Annotated in this window: 15 protein-coding genes and 1 riboswitch; of the genes, 2 read left to right on the top strand and 13 right to left on the bottom strand. The window is 53.7% G+C overall.

Annotated features, from left to right (window positions below; translation table 11 throughout):
* Positions 1-12: 12 nt before the first annotated feature.
* The 6 genes from NYE26_RS03450 to NYE26_RS03425 form a co-directional block, all read right to left on the bottom strand.
* A complete protein-coding gene (locus tag NYE26_RS03450; protein ID WP_339253893.1) occupies positions 13-1689 on the bottom strand; it encodes an ABC transporter substrate-binding protein in 1677 nt (558 codons plus the stop codon).
* Between the two features lie 113 nt (positions 1690-1802).
* A complete protein-coding gene (locus NYE26_RS03445) occupies positions 1803-2795 on the bottom strand; it encodes a dipeptide ABC transporter ATP-binding protein (RefSeq protein WP_339253892.1) in 993 nt (330 codons plus the stop codon).
* Positions 2792-3781, bottom strand: coding sequence for an ABC transporter ATP-binding protein (locus tag NYE26_RS03440; RefSeq protein ID WP_036723125.1), 990 nt, complete (start codon positions 3779-3781; stop codon positions 2792-2794). The genes NYE26_RS03445 and NYE26_RS03440 overlap by 4 nt, the downstream gene beginning before the upstream one ends.
* Positions 3782-4040: 259 nt before the next feature.
* Positions 4041-5006: a WYL domain-containing protein gene (locus NYE26_RS03435; RefSeq protein WP_036723123.1), complete on the bottom strand. Its 966-nt coding sequence runs from the start codon at positions 5004-5006 to the stop codon at positions 4041-4043.
* Positions 5007-5239: 233 nt separating this feature from the next.
* The gene (locus NYE26_RS03430) at positions 5240-5923 is read right to left on the bottom strand and encodes a hypothetical protein (RefSeq protein WP_339253889.1); all 684 of its coding nucleotides are present in this window, start codon (positions 5921-5923) and stop codon (positions 5240-5242) included.
* Between the two features lie 187 nt (positions 5924-6110).
* On the bottom strand, positions 6111-6797 hold the full coding sequence (locus NYE26_RS03425; protein ID WP_209879442.1) for a M50 family metallopeptidase: 687 nt from the start codon (positions 6795-6797) through the stop codon (positions 6111-6113).
* Positions 6798-7005: 208 nt separating this feature from the next.
* On the opposite strand from NYE26_RS03425, the gene NYE26_RS03420 reads away from it, so the two are divergent.
* Both NYE26_RS03420 and NYE26_RS03415 read left to right on the top strand, forming a co-directional pair.
* The gene (locus tag NYE26_RS03420) at positions 7006-7497 is read left to right on the top strand and encodes a hypothetical protein (RefSeq protein ID WP_339253888.1); all 492 of its coding nucleotides are present in this window, start codon (positions 7006-7008) and stop codon (positions 7495-7497) included.
* A gap of 12 nt (positions 7498-7509) precedes the next feature.
* On the top strand, positions 7510-8214 hold the full coding sequence (locus NYE26_RS03415) for an AIM24 family protein (RefSeq protein ID WP_036723116.1): 705 nt from the start codon (positions 7510-7512) through the stop codon (positions 8212-8214).
* 155 nt (positions 8215-8369) lie between these two features.
* Here NYE26_RS03415 and NYE26_RS03410 read toward each other — a convergent pair whose 3' ends face one another.
* The 7 genes from NYE26_RS03410 to NYE26_RS03380 form a co-directional block, all read right to left on the bottom strand.
* Positions 8370-8825 (bottom strand): Dps family protein, encoded by a 456-nt coding sequence (locus NYE26_RS03410; RefSeq protein ID WP_076078998.1) that lies wholly within the window; start codon positions 8823-8825, stop codon positions 8370-8372.
* A 247-nt stretch (positions 8826-9072) separates the two neighbouring features.
* On the bottom strand, positions 9073-10551 hold the full coding sequence (locus NYE26_RS03405; RefSeq protein WP_339253887.1) for a potassium/proton antiporter: 1479 nt from the start codon (positions 10549-10551) through the stop codon (positions 9073-9075).
* A 129-nt stretch (positions 10552-10680) separates the two neighbouring features.
* Positions 10681-13233: a discoidin domain-containing protein gene (locus tag NYE26_RS03400; RefSeq protein WP_339257304.1), complete on the bottom strand. Its 2553-nt coding sequence runs from the start codon at positions 13231-13233 to the stop codon at positions 10681-10683.
* A 208-nt stretch (positions 13234-13441) separates the two neighbouring features.
* Positions 13442-14962, bottom strand: a complete 1521-nt coding sequence (locus NYE26_RS03395) for a glycosyl hydrolase (protein ID WP_339253886.1) — start codon at positions 14960-14962, stop codon at positions 13442-13444.
* 192 nt (positions 14963-15154) lie between these two features.
* Positions 15155-17506, bottom strand: a complete 2352-nt coding sequence (locus tag NYE26_RS03390) for a PA14 domain-containing protein (protein WP_339253884.1) — start codon at positions 17504-17506, stop codon at positions 15155-15157.
* Positions 17507-17520: 14 nt separating this feature from the next.
* A riboswitch (cyclic di-GMP riboswitch) is annotated at positions 17521-17601 on the bottom strand.
* Positions 17602-17738: 137 nt separating this feature from the next.
* On the bottom strand, positions 17739-19112 hold the full coding sequence (locus NYE26_RS03385) for a sugar phosphate nucleotidyltransferase (protein WP_339253882.1): 1374 nt from the start codon (positions 19110-19112) through the stop codon (positions 17739-17741).
* A 1156-nt stretch (positions 19113-20268) separates the two neighbouring features.
* Positions 20269-21609 (bottom strand): UDP-glucose/GDP-mannose dehydrogenase family protein, encoded by a 1341-nt coding sequence (locus NYE26_RS03380; protein ID WP_036723416.1) that lies wholly within the window; start codon positions 21607-21609, stop codon positions 20269-20271.
* Between the last annotated feature and the right edge of the window lie 2 nt (positions 21610-21611).

Here is a 21611-nt window from a genome sequence, read left to right as displayed (position 1 = left end):
CCAAAGGTGTATTTATTCAAAATAAATCTCACTGTAATACTCTGTCCCTGTCGGTCCGGGAACGAAACCCTTCAGATTGGCCTTGCCGGCCAGCAGCGGTGTGGTATGAACCAGCGGAATCCATGGCGCATCGGCTTTGATAATCTCCTGAGCCTGCTTGTACAGCTCGGTGCGTTTGCCCTGGTCTGTCTCCTTCTGGGCGCCGGTCAGAAGCGTATGCAATTCTTCGTTCACATAAAAGGCACGGTTATTGCCGGGAATAGCATCCTTGTCCAGCAGGGTGTACAGGAAGTTGTCCGGGTCGCCGTTGTCGCCGGTCCAGCCTAGCATGAAGATATCGTCCTTCTCCCCGGCCTTGGTGTCATCGAGATAAGTCGCCCATTCCGGGGACTCAATAACGGTCTTGACCCCGATCTTCTCCCATTCCGCTTGAATCGCTTCGGCTACCTTCTTGCCGTCAGGCATATAAGGACGGGATACAGGCATCGCGTACAGGGTCACCGGATCAGGCAGTCCGTCAGGATAACCCGCTTCGGCCAGCAACGCTTTGGCTTTGTCCAGATCATACTCATAATCCTTCACACTGTCGTTATAGCCCCACAGGGAAGGCGGCATAGGATTGACCGCAGCCTGGGCCTGGCCGGCGAAGAATGCATCGATAATCTCCTGCTTGTTGACTGCATGGCTGAGCGCCTGCCTTACCTTCACATTGTCGAACGGCTTCTTCTTGAAGTTGAAGCCGAGGTACGCCACATTGAACGGCGGACGCTCAATCTTGGTCAGAGCACTGTTGCTCTCCAGCGTGGACAAGTCATCCGGGCTGAGATCTTCCATCAGATCGATTTCCCCGTTTTGCAGCGCCGTGAAGCGGGCTGAGTTGTCTGGGATCGAGCGCACGATGACCTTGTTCAGCTTGGGAAGCCCTTCCTTCCAGTAGGCGGTATTCTTATCCAGTGTTATGGAATCATTGCGCTTCCACTCCTTGAACACGAACGGGCCTGTCCCTACCGGCTCATTCTTGAAATTCTCCTTCTTCTCCTTGACCGCAGCAGGACTGGCAATCCCGAAGGTGGTCATGGCGATATTCTGCAGGAACGGCGCCTGCGGCTGGTTCAGTACAAATTGAACCGTCGACTCGTCCACCGCCTTCACTTCCTTGATCACCCGCGCCCCGTCCGGACCGAACATGGAGTCATAGTAATCGAAAGAATCACCTTCGAATTTGTATTCACTGGCCGGATCAGTCCAGCGCTGGAAATTGAACACGACTGCCTCGGCGTTGAAATCGGTTCCGTCATGAAACTTCACGCCAGGATGCAGCTTGAAGGTGTAGCTCAGCCCGTCCGGCGTTACTTCCCAGCTGTCGGCAAGTGAGGCCTGGACTTCAGAGGTACCCGGCTTATACTCGAGCAGCGAATCGAAGACCTGATGCGCAATCTTCAGCGACTCCCCGTCCGTCACAATCGCCGGGTCCAGGGAAGCCGAGTCGCCCCCGCGCCCCAGGATCAGGGTATCCTGCGCTATCCCGGAGGTCTCAGGTAGGCTTGCCGGAGCATTTGTTGCGGCCGCATTCCCTCCGGTATTTCCGGTATTTCCCGTGTTGCCTGTGTTGTTCCCTCCGCCGCAGCCGCTGAGCGCCATTCCCGCGCCAAGCATCAGTACCAATGCGAGATTACCCCATTTCTTCATCTCCAGAAAGCTCCCTTCTTTCATTGAAATATCAAAGTGTTTATATAGAGCCGTGCAGGTAGCACAGCTATAAACCAAGGTTCTTCTGTAAATGGCTCTAAGATGCAAGCAAATCAGGCAAGCGGTGTATTGGCTTCTCCATCATAGAGATGGCAGGCTGTGAAGTGTCCGGATTCTGTCTCCATCAGCGGAGGCCTGATCACCCGGCACTGCTCCATCACGCGCGGACAACGCGTGTTAAATGCACATCCGACTGGCGCATTCGCCGGACTCGGTACCTCCCCCTGCAGAATGATCCGCTCCTTACGGATATCGGGATCAGGTTCAGGAACCGCAGACAGCAGAGCCTGCGTATAAGGATGCTGCGGCCGGGCATAAAGCTTATGCTTGTCCGTAATTTCGACAATCCGCCCCAGGTACATTACCGCTACCCGGTCGCAGATATGCTTCACCACACTGAGATCATGGGCGATAAATATGTAAGTTAAGCCGAATTCCCGCTGCAAATCCTGCATCAGGTTAATAACCTGGGACTGGATCGATACATCCAGCGCAGAGACAGGCTCATCCGCAATAATCAGCTTCGGATGGAGTGCCAGTGCTCTGGCAATGCCGATCCGTTGGCGTTGTCCTCCGGAGAACTGGTGAGGGTAACGCTGCAGATGGGCCCTGGACAATCCGACTACATCCGCCAGCCGCTCCACCTCTGCCTTGCGCTGCCTGGCATCGCAAGTAGCGTGTACAATCATCGGCTCTTCGAGAATACGCTGCACAGTATGACGCGGGTCCAGGGAGGAGAACGGGTCCTGGAAGACAATCTGCATCTCCCGGCGCTGCCGCCGCATATCTTCCGCAGACAGCCTCGTAAGCTCCTGCCCTTCGAACCAGATCTCGCCCGCTGTCGGCTCAATCAGCCGGAGCAGCGCGCGGCTGGTAGTCGATTTGCCGCAGCCGCTCTCCCCTACCAGACCGAAGGTCTCCCCCTTGCTCACAGCAAAGGAGATATCATCCACAGCCTTCACACTGCCGCGTTCCCGGCTGAAGAAGCCCTTGTTCAGCGGATAATACTTCCGGAGTCCCTTGACCTCAAGCAGGCTCTCACTCATACCGCATCCTCCTGTTCCCTGTCATGCAGCCAGCATCTGCAGCTGTGCTGCTCCTCTTGCCGTGTCAGCGCCGGAAGGCTCTGCATGCAGAGCTCCATGACCTCCGGGCAGCGCGGTGCGAACCGGCAGCCCTGCATCTCTGTGCTGAGAATCGGCACATTGCCCGGAATGGAGTAGAGACGTTCCTTAGCTTCATCCATCCGGGGGACGGAGGCAATCAGTCCTCTCGTATACGGATGCAGCGGATTTTTGAAAATATCATGCACACTGCCTTCCTCCACCACCTTGCCGGCATACATCACAGCCACACGGTGGCACATCTCGGCTACTACGCCAAGATCATGGGTAATCAGCATAACGGCAGTGCCCTGCTCCTCATTCAGCTGGCGGATCAGCTCCAGAATCTGAGCCTGAATGGTTACATCAAGCGCGGTTGTCGGCTCATCGGCAATCAGCAGCTCCGGGCTGCAGGAGATCGACATAGCAATCATGACACGCTGGCGCATGCCTCCTGATAGCTGATGCGGGTACTCGTCGATGATCGCTTCCGGCCGGGGAATTCCAACCTTGCGCAGCATACCGACAGCATGCTCCCGGGCCTCCTTCCTGGAGAGACCACGGTGCAGGCGTACCGTCTCCATAATCTGCTGTCCAACCGTGAATAAGGGATTCAGCGAGGTCATCGGCTCCTGAAAGATCATCGAGACCGAATCCCCCCGGATCTTACGCATATCCTTCTCCTTCAGCGGAACAATATCGCGGCCCTTCAGCAGGATGCGTCCGTCAACAATTCTCCCTGGGGGGCTTGGGACCAGCTTCAGGATAGACAGGGAGGTGACACTTTTACCGCAGCCGGATTCTCCTACGACACCCAGAACTTCGCCCGGATTAATGTAGAGATCGACACCATCCACTGCCGGAACCTCACCGCGGTCCGTTAAAAAGTGGGTATGCAGGTTTTCAATGCTCAGAATCGGCTGGATCAAGTCTCTCCCTCTTTTCTGTTAAAAATTGAACGAAGGTCAAATGCCTGCTCAGGAAAACTATTTAAAAAGTTAGATATATTAACCAATACCTAACATAATAAGTAATCTAATTAACTTTAAATACATATTACTGTTATTTAATGTATAACTTTACTATGAATGTCCTATCTAGGCAAGGAAAATTTGTACATATAACTAACCCTATGAATTTTATATGAATATATCAGAGCATAAAAGTGTGAGGAAAATATACCTGCAGTTATTTGTACAGCGACAGCCACTTCTCCAGTTGTTGCTTCAGCACATCCCGGTAATATAGCGGCTCCATAATCTCAGCCTCTTCCTTGTATTTCATAATCCAATGAACGAAGCCGATATCCTGCTCCACAGCGACCTTGAAATGCAGGCTGCGGTTCTGGCGGTCCACCCTGCTCGGCTTCACAAACATCTCCTCCTGCTTCAGCCGTTCCATCATCCGCTGCGAGAATTTGACTCTGAATTCAACCTGCAGGCTGTCCTGTTCCAGGGACCACTTCTGCTCCATGAAGGACTGCAGATCGAACTGGTCTTTGGAGAACCACCTGTCCAGCGGATTGACACTGGAGAAGCCGTTAATATGAAAGGTGCGGATGATCCCGAAGCGGTGACAGAAACCAATCAGGTGAAAACGATTCTCTAGCGGGACCAGGCAATAGGGATCAATCCGGATACCTTTTTCTTCGTAGGCATTCTCACTATAGTCAGCTTGTATGCTTCTCTGCTTCATTACGGCATCCAGAATGTCGGTCAGAAAGAGGGGCTGGTCTCCCTGAGATCTGCTATTTTCCGTCCAGTTTGGTCCGGCTTCCTTTTTCGTACGCTCCATTGTTTCTTCCCTTTCTGCCTTTTGCTTATAATCTGCCGCCATCACTTTCTCGTATGCGTCTTCAAAGCCCGGGGGCAGCAAAGGTTTGATCTCCGCCATAATACTGCGCAACTGAGAAAAAGCCTCTTCTTCCTCTTCTGACCAATCCAAGGGGTACAGCGCGAAATTACCGATAAAAGCATACCCCTTGCCATGTCCCATATGAGTAATGGGGATATGCATGGCACTGAGCGCATCCATATCCCGATAAATCGTTCTCTCGCTGTTGCCGCATCGTTCCGCCAGCTCACGGGCCAGAATTCCCGGTTTGGCTTGAACTAGCGTAATGATGCGCATCAGCCGGATCAATCGGTCTGTCATATTCAGTTCTCCTTGACTTATGGTAAAATAGACCCATTATTTTTAAATAAACTAGTTATATATATCTATAACCAAGGATGTAATAACCGAGATAAGAAAATATAATAGAACTATTTTACTATGTTACCACATTTAGATATTACGCATTTCTTTATCTGCTCCGCCCGGTGTGATTCTATATTTGAGCCCTATGTATGGGTAATTCCTATTCTATCTACGCAGCTTCCCAGCAATTATCTCATTCCTATCCTGCTGAGCGGCAGATGCTCTGCCTCCAGTCTTTTATATAGCGCTTCCGCTTCTCTGAGCAGCTGCATATCCCCGGAGCGGGCAGCCATCAGGAGTAGTTGATCGGCCTGCCTGCGAAGAATATCTGCGGGTACCTCAGGCTTGTTCCTCATCCGGGCCTCCTGGACTTCCACGATTAGCGCCTCTGTCTGCAGCAGCGCCAGATGCTTCTCCACATGGAAGCAGGAGCTGGCCCCCAGCAGGCCGGTATGATGGGAATATTCGATTCCCAGCTTCTTGAGCGGCAGCTCGCGGATACGTTCCACCGTAGGCTGCTTGTATTGCCATTGCAGCCAGAGGGCTTCATGTATGCCTGCAGGCATACCCGCCATCATGAATTCCAGGGCGATGTACCTGCGCTGCCCGGAATGGATTTTGCCAAGCTTCAGGAGCAGTGATCTCCCCTCTCCTTCTTCTGCACTACAGCCGTAACATCCTGTTACCTTGACATGACTTTCGAGCCAGACACGCAGCTCAATATCACGGGCTACCACCTTGCGGCTCTTCTTGCGGGAATCCTCCCCTTGTAGCGCTCCCTTCCACTCCACGAGCAGCACTATTTTCTTGGCACCGCCTGCCAAAATACGCTCCTGGCTCCATGTAAACAACGTCTGAATACTTGCTTGCATATTTCCACCTCTTTCTTAATTTGGGTCTTCTATTAATGTACCAATATTGGCGGACAACTCCTTGTCATGGAATGTATGTTCGGTCCTATAATATCGACAAAAAAAGAGCCAACCTACCCCAAAAGGTGATTGCCTCTTTATGAAAGTCTATTCTTTTGTCAAAATATGACGAACAAAGTTTTACGCATTACATCAATCGGACCCGTCTGCCCGCCTTCTCATGCCGGAAGAACAGCCCAAGGGCCCAGGTTGCACACAGCAATGCGAAGAGGAAGAACAGGAGTGACCACACAGGGGCCGGTAAAATGGTCAATCTGGCCAGATTCGCTGCATCCCCTGCCCGGGAAGGTGTCACGACGGAAGCATAGACCAGGAATAAGGTCCCCATCACGGACTCCTCCAGGGTCAGGAACGCAAGAAACAGATAGTACACCTTGCTGACCTTCGGCCAGAGGAACAGCATCGCAGCATTCAGCAGAATGAAGCCGCTTAGCCAGATCATCCCGAAGCCGCCCCGTACATACAGCACAAGCATAATCAGCGCGACCAGGCTGGTCAGAACAAGCCCCCATTCCCGCTTATCTCTACTATAGAAATAGAAGAGCAGCAACGCGAACAGTGAAGCCAGAGGATAACCCGCCAGCGACACCAGGATCGCCTTGCCTCCGGCAGCAATCGCCGAATAGGTCACACCGCTGTGATCAGAATACAGCTCAATGCGCAGCACATTGCCGGAGAGCAGCAGAGTCATCAGCGCGTGGCCGAATTCATGGAACATGGTATCCAGATTACGGAATAAGGAGGAGAACGGAATAAACCGGGTCAACAGGGCGGAGCCCGCCAGGAACAACAGTGTTTTGAGCCATCTATTCATTGAATACAGCCCCTTTCCGTTCACAGTATACGTTAATTTGCAGCGACACTCAATATTATGGAAACCATCCCTGCCTTAACACTGTATTACCTCTTGGTTCTCTCCATAGATACAAAGGGTAATTATGCCTACAGCCGCCCGGGTTGTTCAAACGGCAAGCAGCTATGATAAAATGAGAAGACAATTAGCTCTAACAGGTGGTGATCAGTTGATGAAAAGACGGGTAACAGGAGTGCTGCTGAAGCTGCTGGGTTCGTCCCTGCTTATGCTTGGCCTTACTCTCACTTGGCCTGCCCCCGAGGCCAAGGCCAATTATCTGAATGATATATACAATGGAATCCAGAGCTTCTCGGAGCTTCCCGGAGAAGTCACCAAGCTGCAGGAGAGTTACCGGAAGACTGCAGAAGAGCTTCAGCAGACGAAGGAGGATCTCGGTGAAGCCAAGGACCAGCTGACGGACAGCCTGCAGCAAATGCAGACGTATCAGTCCCAGAATGCTGCCCTGCAGGAGCAGAACCGCCAGCTCAGCCAGGTCGTGGACGAGCTGAAGAATGACCGCACGGCGAGAGAGAACTACTTCAACCGGATCAAGGTGACGGTCATCTCCGGGATTGCTCTTCTGCTGGGCTACTTCCTGCTGATCCGGGTGCTGCGCTTCACAATGCGGTACCGCTCCAGAAGAAGCGACCGGCTGCGTTAAGGAGGATGAAGAATGAACATTGACATTCAGGATGAAGGCGACAGCGGCAGCGGACAGGCGGTTGCTTTTACCGTTCAGGAGAACGAGGAGGTCCATGTGCTGCATCCGCAGCAGATTATTGCCTACCAGGGCCCTTCGGCGGGACGGGCCGACCGGTTCATGGATGTGAAGGGGATGTACCGCAAGCGCAAGCTGATCCGGGCGGATCTGACCGGCCCTTGCCGGTTCACAGCCGCGCTGCCGCCCGGCTACCGGGTCAAGACCATCCAGCTCGACAGCAAAAGCGATCTGCTCTACGACTTCAGGCACCTCTTCTTCTACAGCAAGGGCGTCACGATGCAGACGAGAGTGCTGAGCATGAAGAATATGCTGATTACCCGGGATATCGTCAAGGTCAAATTCTCCGGCCGCGGCAGCATCGGCATTCTGACGGAGGGCACGGTCTGCGAAGCCGAGCTGCATCCCTTCGATCCGCTCTATGTCGATGCCGGCAGTATTATCGCTTATCCCGAGAATGCCAAGCTTGAGCTGACGGTGTACGGCAACCATCTCGCCAGCCAGCATATGAGCTATCACTGGAAGATGACCGGCCACGGGCCTGTTCTGTTCCAAGCCGGACGCCAGAGCAGACGCTTCGAGCGCGACAATAATGAAGACGGTATTATCAAGCGATTCCTGCGGGAAGCCCTGCCCTTCGGCGGTGTATTTATTAAGTAAATGGAAACGGCATTGCCGTCCTTTTAAAGGACGGTACCGTTTCAGCGAGAAATAGAAGGATAAGTTATTGTGTGCAACATATAAATTCTTATATTTTAAGCAAAGAGCGCCCGCAGGTGTAACGCGGGCGCTCTTCTATATGTCCTATGCCGGAATTACGCAAGGTAAGCGTTCAGCATCCAGGCTGTCTTCTCTACACTTGTCCGGATGCCGATCAGCAGATCGGCGGTAGGCTGGTCGCTGACCTCCTCTGCGCTAGTAATGCCCTGCTTCAGCTCTTCAGCTACGGCAGCGAAGTCTTGAACCAGCTGTGCCACCATTTCCTTGGCGCTCTCACCGCCGGCAGCTTCCTTCAGGCTGGAGAGCTTCAGGTACTCTGCCATCGTAGAAGCAGGACGTCCGCCGATGGCAAGCAGCCGCTCAGCCAGCTCATCCACATAACCCGCGGCTTCATTGTACAGCTCTTCGAATTTCTCATGCAGGGTGAAGAATTGGGTTCCGCTGACATACCAGTGGTAGTGATGCAGCTTCACTCCCAGCAACGTCCAGTTCGCGGTCTGACGGTTCAGAACAGCATGCAGTGCAGTGTGGCTGTTAACTTGTGTACTCATTTAAATAACCTCCCGGAATGTGTATTCTACAATACATTGTATTTAGACTCGTTCTAAATCTATATACAATTTAACACACTTTTTACTGTATTGCAATCTAATGTCCTGCATCCTTGATGTACTGCACATTCTAGCACTCCTCCGGGAGGCTATCCTATAATTTGAATCACAATTCTGCAAAAGCACATGGATTGACATAAATCACCTGAACCGGAAGAGAAGCTTACATCCTCCCGTAGGATGTCCCTTATACCGTAGGGATATCCGTCTCTGCCGCCCGTCCCAGTCCGCTGCGGAAGATGGCACGCATCTCCTCCCGCTTGCTCTTGGGGCTAAGCACATATACCGTATCTCCGGGCTCAATCACCGTGCTGCCATGCGGCGTCACGATGGTCTTGTTCCGTATAATGGCCGTGAACAGAATATCGTCCGGCAGGCCGATCTCTGCTATCTGCATGCCGGATATCGCCATCTGCCGGTCGATTCCGATATGATTGAATTCGGAATCAGTCTTCCCTAGCGCGACAAGCTCCATCAAGGATGGCTGGGACTCCTGCTCCCGGCCCACCAGCCTCAGCCGCGAGGCCAGGGGTGAAATGGTTGTTCCCTGAATCACTGCCGAGGTCAGAACAACGAAGAATACGACATTGAAGAACAGCCTGCCATGCGGCAGCCCCGCGAGCAGCGGGTAGGTCGCCAGGACAATCGGGACGGCTCCCCGGAGCCCGGCCCAGGAGATCAGTGTCTTTTCACGGAAGGAGAACCGGGACAACAGCAGGCTGAGGAATACGCCGAGCGGCCTTGCTAGGGCCATCAGAATCACGGACAGCAGCAGCCCCTGCCAGGCCACAGCCGCCAGCTCCTGCGGGAAGACCAGCATCCCGAGCAGAATGAACATGGCAATCTGCATCATCCAGGCAAAGCCATGACTGAAATTCATAATGGTGCGGTGGTACATCAGCTCGGAATTCCCCAGCACCAGCCCCATGACATAGACAGCTAGCAATCCGCTGCTGTGTACCATAGCCGAAACCCCGTAAGTCAGAACTGCGAAGCCGACCGCCATGACTGGATACAATCCGGTGGAGTCCAGATTAATCCGGTTAATCAGGTACACCGCCAGTTTGCCGATGATGATCCCGACCAGCAGTCCTACCCCCATCTCCCAGAAGAACGACAGCACCAGGCGCAAGACTGCGGTATCCGGGTGCTGCACCCATTCAATCAGCGACACGGTAAGGAATACAGCCATCGGATCATTGCTGCCGGATTCGGCTTCAAGCGTCGAGGTTAGCCGTTTGTCGATATTTTTGCCGCCCAGCACGGAGAATACCGCCGCTGCATCTGTCGAACCGACAATGGCCCCGAACAGGAAGCTCTCCGCCCAGGGCACTCCAAGTATAAATTTGGCAAACACACCGACGATCACCGCAGTCAGCAGCACTCCGAGTGTAGCCAGCGACAACGCCGGCTTCAGAATCGGGCGAATATCCTTCATGCTCGTCTGCATCCCGCCCTCAAACAGAATCACCACCAGGGCAAAAATGCCGGCAATCTGCGTGAGCGAAGCATTGTTGAAATAAATGAAATGGCTGAGTACCATGCCGGCTGCAATAAACAGGACCAGAGCAGGCATGCCAAAACGGGTGGAGAATTTGGTGGAGAGCACGGCGATCAGCAGCAAAGCCGCCAGCAGCAGGATGATTTGATCTGCAAGATGAGTCATGAACCGGTTCACACCTTCCCCGGAGCCGGGTATCCGCCTTAGCCCCATGTATTTTATAGTATGTGTATGATTCTGAGACAGAAAAAAACCCCGGTGGGCTGAATTCCACGGAGGTTATTATGCCGTCCTTCATTCTCTTGAATACACCTGCAGCTCCTGAATGGACCAGTAGTTGCCGCCGGAGCCTGTCTGGGTAATCTTGATATGCCGGGTCTTGACCGGGGCAAACGTAATTTTGGTCTTCTCCAGCTGGCCTTTGCCCGCTGCGACCTGTCTCCAGCTCTTGGCATCCTCCGATACGTGGACAGTGTAGCCGCGCGGATAGTCATATGGCGATAAAGGGTAATCCATATCTATAGCTTCTACCGTATGTTCTGCGCCCAGATCAATCTGGAAGTACTCCCCCGAAGCCTGATGCTTGACCGTATCCCAGCGGGTCCGCCGGTCTCCGTCAATGGCACCTGCCGGATTGGAAGCCTCCTTACTCACACTGGACGTCACCTTCCAGCCTGCCCGGTCCAGCGGGACAAGTCCGGTTGCTGTAATCTGTGTCTTCTCTGACATCACGCCAGAGCCGGACACTCTTACAGCATAAGTATAAAGTGTGCCTTCCTTCAGCTTGCTGTCGTTGTACTCGGTTCCCTTCACTGCTGTAGCGATGACCTTCAGCTTCTCGTCCGGGCCGTCCGCCCGGAGCACTTCATAGCTTGCTCCGGGGGCTTCCAGCCAGTTCAGATGCATCGACAATCCCTTGACAGCAGTCGCCTTCAGGCCCTGAGGCGCCGTATCCACCACCTCAGAGGAAGGCTCCAGAATGTACTGTACGCCTTCTCCCGGAGCCAGCGTCTCCGTGAATTCCAGCTCCGGCGAAGCAGCCCTGACGGTTACATAGCTGCGGGCCTCCTCATAAGTATCGCCCTTGCCGAACCGTTCTCCTTCGTACTCCGTTTTCTTCGGCATAATGACCTTGACCTTAACGGTCTGCTCCGTCTTCTCGAAATTGACGAAGTTCACCAGCACCTTGTTGGAGGTCGCCTTGCTGCCCGCCAGCGGCTCAAGCGTGGAGGTGTCCACTGCTCTTACGTAGACCAGCTTATCCTTCAGCTCCTCCTTATTGCTGATCTGGTAGGTCAGCGGAGCGCCGTGTGTAGCATAAGCCAGATCCAGCCTGCGCATGATACTGACGCGGGATTCTTCCCCTTCCTTGGTGTAGTAGATCTCTGTAGCCGCCGGATCATGATCCTCCAGATTGAAGCCGTATTTGAACAGGCTGAAATTCTTGAAAAAGGCGGCATGCTGCACGAACATCTCGGCATAGCCGATATGTGCCCGCATAATCCGGTCGAACACCGCTGAAGTCCGCTCCTTGGCCCCATATTGATACGCGTCCACATGGGAGTCAGAGGTGCCGAACTCGGTGGCGAGCATTTTTTTGCTAAGGCCGTCTACCGAGCCCCCGAAGGTCTTCAGGTTCTCCGTGAAGCTCCCGCCCTGTCCGAAAATATAGGAATCCCCATAAGAATGGCCATTCGTCAGATCCGTTACCGCTTCAAGCTCATCGCGCTGCTTCGGATCGCGTTCCCAGCCGTCCGGGTCTCCGCACTGCTTCACCGGACCCTTCTGATTGCCGCACGAGTCTTCGCTGTAGCCCGGCCAGTAGGCCCATCCGGGTGCAACCGTCTGCAGATGCGGGGCGATCGTCTTACCCTTGCTGTTCAGCCACTCGGCTATGGCCAGATTGACCGCTTTGGAACGGTTGAACAGGCCCGGTTCGTTATCCACCTCGTAATACTGGAAGTACGGGCTGTACTTCTGGAAATAATCCGTCAGCTTCTTCTCCGCATCCTCCGGCAGCGTTCCGTCCGCCTTCAGCTTGATATCGCCTGTGTACAGATAGAGCGCTACGGCCTGCATATTGTAATCCTTCAGGACCTTGTAGTACTCCTCCATATTCTCACACGAGCGGCCTACATCGCTGGCACAGCTGGTCCGCATGATATTGCCGCTATAGGCTACACCCAGCCACTTCATAATATAAGGCAGATGGGTAACCGCCCCCTCGTCAAAATAAAACTGCTTGTTATTCACCACCGTCCCCGTCAGCGTATAGCTGCCGTGAATCGGCTCCTTAATCGGAGACTTCAGCGCCTCCAGACTGAGATTATCCCATGTCCACCAGTTGTACTTATCCTCAGCCTCTGAGGAATAGATTCCTCTGGCCGTCCGCAGCGTCAGCTCGTTGGTGCCGCTGATGAGCTGCTCTTTGGGAATGTACAGCTCATAGGTTTTGCGGAAGTCGTATTTGCTGCCTGTTCCGGCAATCCCTGCGATCTGAATGATGCCTGAGAGCTGACGGTTGGAGAACACGCTCATCTGGGGAACGGATTTGTAAGCATCGATAATGCTCACGCGAAATAAGACCCCGTGCTCCGGGATCTTATCCAGCTCATACTGAATCCGCAGCTCCGGGTTGGTCTCCCCGTGCAGGCCGGAGGGCAGTGACTTCAGCTCTGCCGACCTGGCAGTGGTTGAAGCTATGCTGAGTGTCTTCTTCACCCCGCTTGACCCTGCCGCCTTGAACTCACCGGCAGAACCGTCATGCTTGCCAAGCTTCCATAGAACCGTTCCTTCCGGCATCTCAGGACCGGCATCCTTGGCCGCCGACAATGAAGACAGATCCACATCATCTTCACCGTCCTTCGTCCCGTAATCTCCGAAGACAGAGACGGACAACAGAATCAAGATGATCAGTGCTGCAAATTTTAGTAGCCTGTGGAGATATTTACTGGGTTTCTTTTGAACTCTAGTCCTCATTCCCTTGTCCTCGCTTTCTTCCGGAATTCTATGCTGTACCTGGTTTACGTCACACTTCGTCTTCCGCGGAGCTTCCTTAAGGAAGCGTCAGCGCGCTCTGGGGAATAATCATCTGCTTCTGGCTCTGGCTCCTCCACATCAGACTGACGCTGGCATCCCCGCGGTTCTCGTAATACTCCACCTTGATGGCGTAGGGGGTACCCGCAGAGAGCGTGATGCTGCCCTCCTTGCTCGCACTGCTCTGGTTCTTCCAGCTGTCGATCAGGAGCTTGCCGCCGATCCATATGCGGATGCCGTCATCCGAAGAAGCGGTGAACGTATACTTTTCACTGTAGAGAGGCTTAAGGGTCCCGGTCCAGCGTACCGAGAATGCATCCTTGGGAAGGCCGGGAGCCGGTGAATTGCCATGCCAGTTGAATTGAAGGGTGCTGTCGTTACGGGTAAGCAGCGGTGTGCCGGACAGGTCCATATTGCCATAATACTGGCCTCTCAGGCCGTTCCTTGAGCTTACAGCCGCCGCATGCGTTTTGGCACCCGCCGCGAGCTTGTAATCCTCCCGCGATACCGTGTATTTATGGTTCATGAAGCTTTGAATTTTCACAGTCGGGTTATTCTCAACCAGCATCTTGCCCCATGTCATCGTATATACCCATTTGCTTTGTTTTTGAGACATGATGACAGGGTCTGGAAGCTCTCCGCTCTCCCCGATTCCGATCGGTTTGCCACCCGCCAGCTTCAGGAGGCTGTCATAATAAGACTGTTTGAAATCATTGTCATAAATGTCGGCGGCCAGAATATCCACCTTGGCGAGGCCGGGAAAATAGGCGGCATACGGCTCAGACGACTTGTTGGGAGCATTCGGATTCCATACCCACAGCAGATTATTCAGCTTATGCGTATTCACCATGCGGTCATAGACCAGGTCCCAGAGCTTCGCGAAGTCATCCTTCTGCCCCCACCAGAACCAGCCGCCGTTCATCTCATGATAGGGCCGCCATAACACCGGAACTCCGGCATCGCGCAGCTCGCCCAGATACTTGGCCACTTCATCCAGCTCAGCGACCAGGGCTTTGTACTGCGGCGTTCCGGGAGTGACATACAGCTTGAATTGACTCTGGCTCAGCGGCTTCTGCACATTGGTCCATACCGGCGCGGTTCCCGGCAGATTCTGATGGAAGGTCATGGCGACAATACCGCCGCCCTCATGCCAACGGATGGCGCTGTCCACGACAGCCTGACGCTGCTTGGCAATGGTCTCCTTGGACTGGTTGCCTATGGCTCCCAGCTCATAGCCATGCAGAACGGCATAGCGGCCGGTTGTGGTGCGGAGCTTATTATTAAATTCATCGGGGCTCTCCAGGTAATCATGCTGGCCGGATATCATCCCCTTGCCGCTGAGATTACTGAGATAGCTTAACAGTGCGGAAGCCTCCTTGGAGGCCGAAGGATTAATGGGCTGTATGGGAGCGGGGGCGGCAGGTGCCGTAACCTTGGCGGCTGCGGGCAGACTGCGCCCTTCCCCCCATGGAAGCAATGAAAGGATAAGGATTAGAGGAAAAATAGTTGTATATAGCCTGTACTTACGGTAAGTGTTCAATGTAATCTCCTTTCTTCAGCCACACTCTCCGGCAGGGCCCCGGAGGTTACGCCTGCCGGATTGTCTGCCTTTCTATAGCTTAGTAGCCCTGCTGGTAAGCAGGGCCATTAAGAGTGGCTTACAGGATTTATAATTGTAACGTCTTAACCAGTAACAGCGCCAATGTTGAACACAGCTGCGGACCTTATGAGCTTACGAAGCGGACGGGAGGAACAACGCGCTTGCCGGAATGGTTCCTTTGGCCTGGCTTGGACTCTGCCACATCAGCCGCGCTTTTGCATCCCCTTGATTCTCATAATACTCTACCTGAATATCATACAGCTCGCCTGCGGTCAGGCTGATGCTGCCCATGCGTTCGGTGCCGCTCTGCTTCACCCAGCTGTCAATCACAAGCTCACCGTTCACCCGTACGCGGATACCGTCATCGGAAGTGGTGTAGATCTGATAAGTCTCCGTGTACAGCGGCTTCATCTTCCCGCTCCAGCGGACAGAGAAGAAGTCTATGCCGATAGCGGCATCCGGCGTGCCTTGGCGCCAGTTGAAATCAAGCACAGCATCAGTACGCACTACAGCGGGTTCGCCCGATAGAGTCATATTATTGAAGTATTCCGCGTACAGTCCATTGGCAGCAGGAACTTCTACCGGCAGATCCGCCGGTGTTGCTGTAGGAGAAGGAACGGGAACAGGAACCGCTGTCGGCGTAGGCACCGGTGTTGGCGTTGGTGTCGGTGCTGGCGTCAGTGTTGGTGCTGGTGTTGGCATTGGTGTCGTTACTGGTGCCGGCGTTGGTGTCGGTGCTGGCGCTGCTGGTACCGTTGTCGGTACTGCTGTTGCAGCCGGAGCAGGTATGGATGTGTTGCCTGCTCTGGAGAAAAGTGCACTTGCAGGCACGGTTCCCTTCACCTGGCTGGGGCTCTGCCACATCAGATGGACATTCGCATCGCCTGCATTCTCATAATACTCTACCTTGATATCGTACAGTTGCCCGGCAGTCAAGGCTATGCTTCCTGTGCGGGCCGTTCCGCTCTGCTTGACCCAGCTGTCAATGACTGCTGTGCCGTTCACCCACAAGCGGATACCGTCATCCGATGTAGTATAGAACTGATAGGTCTCACTGTAAGCCGGCTTAATCTGGCCGGTCCAGCGGATCGAGAAGTAGTCTACACCGAGTGCAGCATTAGGAGTACCCTGGCGCCAATTGAAGCTGATGACATCATCGTTACGCACCATAACCGGTGTCCCCGAGAGCGTCATGTTCTTGAAGTATTCTCCAAGCAAGCCATTCTGGGCAGGCTTACTGTCCGTATCACCGGAGGTTGGGACCGGCTTCGGAATCGGCGCAACGGTTGGTGTTGCAGTCGGCGTTGGTGTTACAGTCGGCGTTGGTGTCGGTGTTGCAGTCGGCGTTGGTGTTGGTGTTGCAGTCGGCGTTGGTGTTGGTGTTGCAGTCGGCGTTGCGGTAGGCGTTGCCGTTGGCTTAGGAGCCGCCGCCGGAGCAGACCAGGCCTTATATTGGTCACGGGTCAGTGTGTAGCTGTCATTCATGAAATTCTTGATCGTAGCCGTGCTGTTATTCTCATAGAGCATCTTGCCCCAGTTCATCATGAACACGTAATTCTGCTGGGTCAGCTTCAGCTTCGAGATGTTCGGCATTTCGCCGTTCTCGCCGATGCCGATCGGTTTGCCGCCAGCCAGGCTGGTCAGATCATCATGATATTTATTCGAGTAGTCGTTATTATATATATCTGCTGCCAGCACATCCACTCTGTCCGCGCCCGGATAGGTCCGTGCATAGGGATCAGAGTTGGCATTCGGCGCATTCGGGTTCCATACCCAAATCAGATTATTTAACTGATGAACGTTCACGAACCGGTCATACATAATATTCCATAGTGCAGTGAAGTTGTCTTTCTTGCCCCACCAGAACCAGCCGCCGTTCATTTCATGGTACGGTCTCCAGAGGATCGGAACCTTAGCATCCCGCAGACTTTTCAGAGAGACAGCTACTTTATCCAGATCAGTGATTAGAGCATTATACTCTGGCGTGCCGGGGGTTACGTATTTGTTAAATTGCGCCTGAGTAATTGGCTTCTGCACATTGGACCATTCGTACTTGGTGCCCGGCAGACTCTGGTGGAAGGTCATGGCGACAATGCCGCCCGCTCTGGACCAGTTCGTTGCACTCCAGACGATATTTTTGCGTTGTGCAGCTACTCCGCTCTCGCTCTGTCCACCGATTGCTCCAAGCTCATACCCATGCAGTGCGGCGTATTGTCCGCTTGTTCCCTTCAGCTTGTTGCTCAGCTCATCCGGACTTTCGAAATAGTCATGCTGCCCTGTAATGATTCCGTTCCCGGAGATCTCATAGAGACTGTTCAGCAGCTTGACCGCCTCGGCTGAGGCATTAGGGTTCACGGGCGCTCCTGTAGAGGAAGCAGCCTTGACAGTGGACGGGGCGATTCCCAGTCCCACGGGTACAGCAGACAATACCACGGCCAGCGACAGCACAGCGCAGAGCAAACGAGACTTACGGTAAGTTTTCACAATATTCTCTTCCTTTCGGTAGCCAGGCTGCCACTCTTGCGAAGGCCCTATAGCTTTGCGTCCCTATCTTTCGATTAGGTTTGCCATTGTCGTTTTGGAAGGATCAATCCCTCTTACCGTAAGTATCGTCGATATGCAAATTTAATGTAGAGTAAAAACAAATTTTGTCTGAAAAATAGTTCTAAATGCCTGATTAAAAATTGTAACAATTGGTTAAATAGATAAGTTAGACCTACGAAATGAACTGATGTAGAGCGATATCCTCCCAGTCCAGAGTAATACGGATATTGTCCTCCTCTACCAGCTCAGACCCTGTCTGCACCTCAATGAACTCCACATCGGTAAGAGCAAGAATGGCATGCTTGGTCCCTTCCGGTATCCGCACCACATCTCCCGCCTTCACCTTATGCATCTTCTCATTGATGACAATGCTGGCTTCCCCGCTGACGAAGGTCCAGATTTCACTGCGTTTGTGATGCAGCTGGTAGCTGATATTTTTGCCCTCATTGATGAAAATCCGCTTGGTCAGCACCTCGTTGCCCTCATCATATTTCACATAATCGATCACCTTGTAGTGGCCCCAGCGGCGTTCCTCGTACATCGGTCTTTGTTCAAAAGTCTTCAGCACTTCCTTGATCCGCGGACTCTCGGCCTTGTGTGTCACCAGAATGCCGTCCGGGCTGGCGGCGATAATCAGATCCTTCGCCCCGATTACCGTGATTGGAATATCCAGCTCGTTAATGAGGCAGGTGCCTTCGGAGTCAGCGGTGATAAAGCCTTTGCCGACATGGTTACTGGTCATTTCCTCGGTCAGCGTATTCCAGGTGCCCAGGTCTTTCCAGAATCCGGCGTAAGGCTGCACGACGATGTTCTCTTCTTTCTCCACCACTTCGTAATCGAAGCTAATCGAGGACAGCAGCTTATACTGCTTCTGCAGCTCCTCGTAATTGAGCGGCAGCCCTTTGCGCTGCAGTATATCCAGCAGGTAACCCAGACGGAAGGCGAACACTCCGCAGTTCCAGAGCGCTCCCCGCCTGATTAGCTCCTCAGCTTGGATGCGGTCCGGCTTCTCCTGGAAGTGGCTCACTTGCAGGTAACCATTCGCTCCCGCATCTGCGCCCGTTGGAATAATGTAGCCGTATTTCTCCGAAGCATGCTCGGGAACTACGCCCATCAGCGCCAGGTTCGCCCCGCTCACCAGCATGGTGTTCTCCAGCTGCAGCACCGTTTCGAAAAAGGAGGATTCCACGTATGGGTCCACCGGCAGAATCGCCACGGTCTCGCTTGGGGACACCCCCGCGATGGAATACAGGTAGGCCGCCGTCAGCGCAATAGCCGGGAAGGTATCCCGCCGCTCCGGCTCCACGATGATCGGCACCTCGCTGCCGAGCTGGCTCTGGATCATCTCCACCTGGCTGCGCCCGGTCGCCAGATACGAGGACCCGGCCATGCCGTTCTCCTCCAGCTGTCTCCATACCCGTTGTACCATTGATTCCGGTTCACCTGCCGGGCTTGCCAGTACCTTCAGAAATTGCTTGGAGCGTGAATCATTGGACAACGGCCAGAGCCGCTTGCCGGAGCCGCCTGATAGAAGTACTAGTTTCATAGTGAACCCTCCATATCGTATTGTTATTGGGTATTTCTTGTTGCGGAGCTGTGAGTTAAAATCCCGCCTGTTATGAGGGTCGCTGCAAGGAATTTTGGGCTTACGGCCGCTGTTGTCTCCAGATGTTGTTGATTATATTGCTTGCAGCAGATAACATCCGGAGACAAAGGCGGACGCTAACGCTCCTACAGCTCCAAAATTCCTCTCCGCTCCATTTCATAACAGGCTTGTGATTTTATATCCGCTTCGCCCGCTGGCGAAGCTCCCGGCTAAAGATCCGATATTGCCGCTTGTTGTAGCGGCAAGGGGAGCCGGGCCGCCGCTATGCTTGCGCGGCAGCAGTTGAATCCTGGTTGCCGGTAGCCTGCCTTCACGACAATTGAATCCCTGGTTGCCGCCTACTGTTGCGGCGGAGAAAAATTCAAAGGCTCAAAGACTCTTAAGTGCCGCTTGTTCCAAGGCGTCGCCGCTGACCTAGCAGCTGGAGAGAACAAGAGTTCCAAGACAATGGAATTCAAGACCGGAATTCAAGACCTGGATTCAAGACTCTTGTGCCAAGGGCTAGCCGCACAAGTTCGCGGCGGCAGAAGCTGGTTAGTTAAGTACTAGACACTAGTGCTCCTCATTTGCTCCATTTGGCCCGCATCCGGGAAATCAGGGGCACTTCTGCTCCTCATTTGCTCCATTTAGTCCGCATCCGGGAAATCAGGGGCACTTCTGCTCCTCATTTGCTCCATTTGGCCCGCACCCGGGAAATCAAGGGCACTTCTGCTCCTCATTTGCTCCATTTGGCCCGCATCCGGGAAATCAGGGGCATTTGTGCTCCTCATTTGCTCCATTTGGCTCGAATTCGGGAAACCAGGGACATTTGTGCTCCTCATTTGCTCCATTCGGCCAGCATTCGATAAATCAAGGGTACTTATACTCTTCATTTCGCCGTCCAGCCCGCTTTCGGCGCATTTAATGGGATTTATCCCTCTCATTTCGCCGTCCAGCCCGCTTTCGGCGCATTTAATGGGATTTATCCCTCTCATTTCGCCGTCCAGCCCACTTTCGGCGCTTTTAATGGGATTTATCCCTCTCATTTCGCCATCCAGCCCACTTTCGGCGCATTCAATGGGATTTATCGCCGTAACGCATCAAGTGGATTGCCGGTCTACACCGCGCCAGCCACGCTGGCGGAGAATCCGCTAAGCCCGCCCATCTGCGGGCGGCCGACGGAGATATATTCGAGGCCGGTGCCTTCGATCTGCTCTTTGGTATAGACGTTGCGGCCGTCGATCAGCACCTGGCGGCGCATGGTTCCGGCAAGCTGGTGCAGGTTGATCTCCTTGAACTGGCTCCAGTCGGTCAGCAGGCAGACAGCATCGCTGCCTTCGGCTGCCTCTTCGGCCAGTCCGCACCAGCGGAGCTGCGGGTGATCATATTCCTTGCGGAAGTTCTCGGCGGCGATGGGATCGTACAGCTTCACTATGGCGCCCTCGGCGACCAGCGCCTCGACGATCTCACGGGCTGGGGCTTCGCGGACATCATCGGTATTGGGCTTGAAGGCAAGCCCCCAGATGCCGATGACCGCGCCGCGCAGGCTGCCGAGCGATTCATGGAGCTTGGAGATAATCATGAAGCGCTGGCCTTTATTGACTTCAACGACGGATTTGAGCAGCTTGAACTCATAATCCACATTCCCGGCAATCTGGATCAGCGCATTGGTATCCTTCGGGAAGCAGGAGCCGCCATAGCCGATACCGGCCTGCAGGAAGGTCGCACCGATTCTCTGGTCCATCCCCATGCCGCCTGCGACTTCGGTGACATCCGCTCCTACCTTTTCGCAAATGTTGGCAATCTCATTAATGAAGGAGATCTTCGTCGCCAGAAAAGCATTCGAGGCATATTTGATCATCTCGGCGCTGCGGATATCCGTGACGAATACATTCTCTGTGAAGCCCTTATGCAGCTCGCGCATAGTCGGCTCAAGCGCCTGATTATCCAGTCCGATTACGATCCGGTCGGGATGAAGCGTGTCGCGGATGGCAGAGCCTTCACGGAGGAATTCAGGCGCAGAGACGATATCGAAGGGATGATTCGTGAGGGAGGAGATCAGCTGGCGGATACGCTCATTGGTTCCAACAGGGACGGTCGACTTGGTCATAATGATCTTATAGCCTTCCATCGCCTGCGCAATCTCGGCAGCGGCCCCTTCGATATATCTCAGGTCGGCTTCGCCGCCCGGCAGAGAAGGTGTACCCACAGCAAGAATGACGATATCGGAGCGGCGGACCGACTCCTGAAGATCGGACGAGAAGCTCAGCCGCCCCTCGCGCAGATTCATTTCGATCAGGGCTTCAATACCCGGCTCATAAATAGGGGATTCCATCCGGTTCAGCTTCTCGATCTTCTGTTCATCCTTATCCACACAGATGACATGATTTCCATTTAGGGTAAAGCATACGCCTGATACAAGTCCTACATAGCCGGTACCAATCACTGCGAGTTTCATAC

The organism is Paenibacillus sp. FSL P2-0136 (assembly GCF_037975325.1).
GTDB lineage: Bacteria > Bacillota > Bacilli > Paenibacillales > Paenibacillaceae > Paenibacillus_AQ > Paenibacillus_AQ silagei.
Note: the sequence above shows the minus strand (reverse complement) of the source record. Positions and strands in the feature narration are given on the sequence as shown.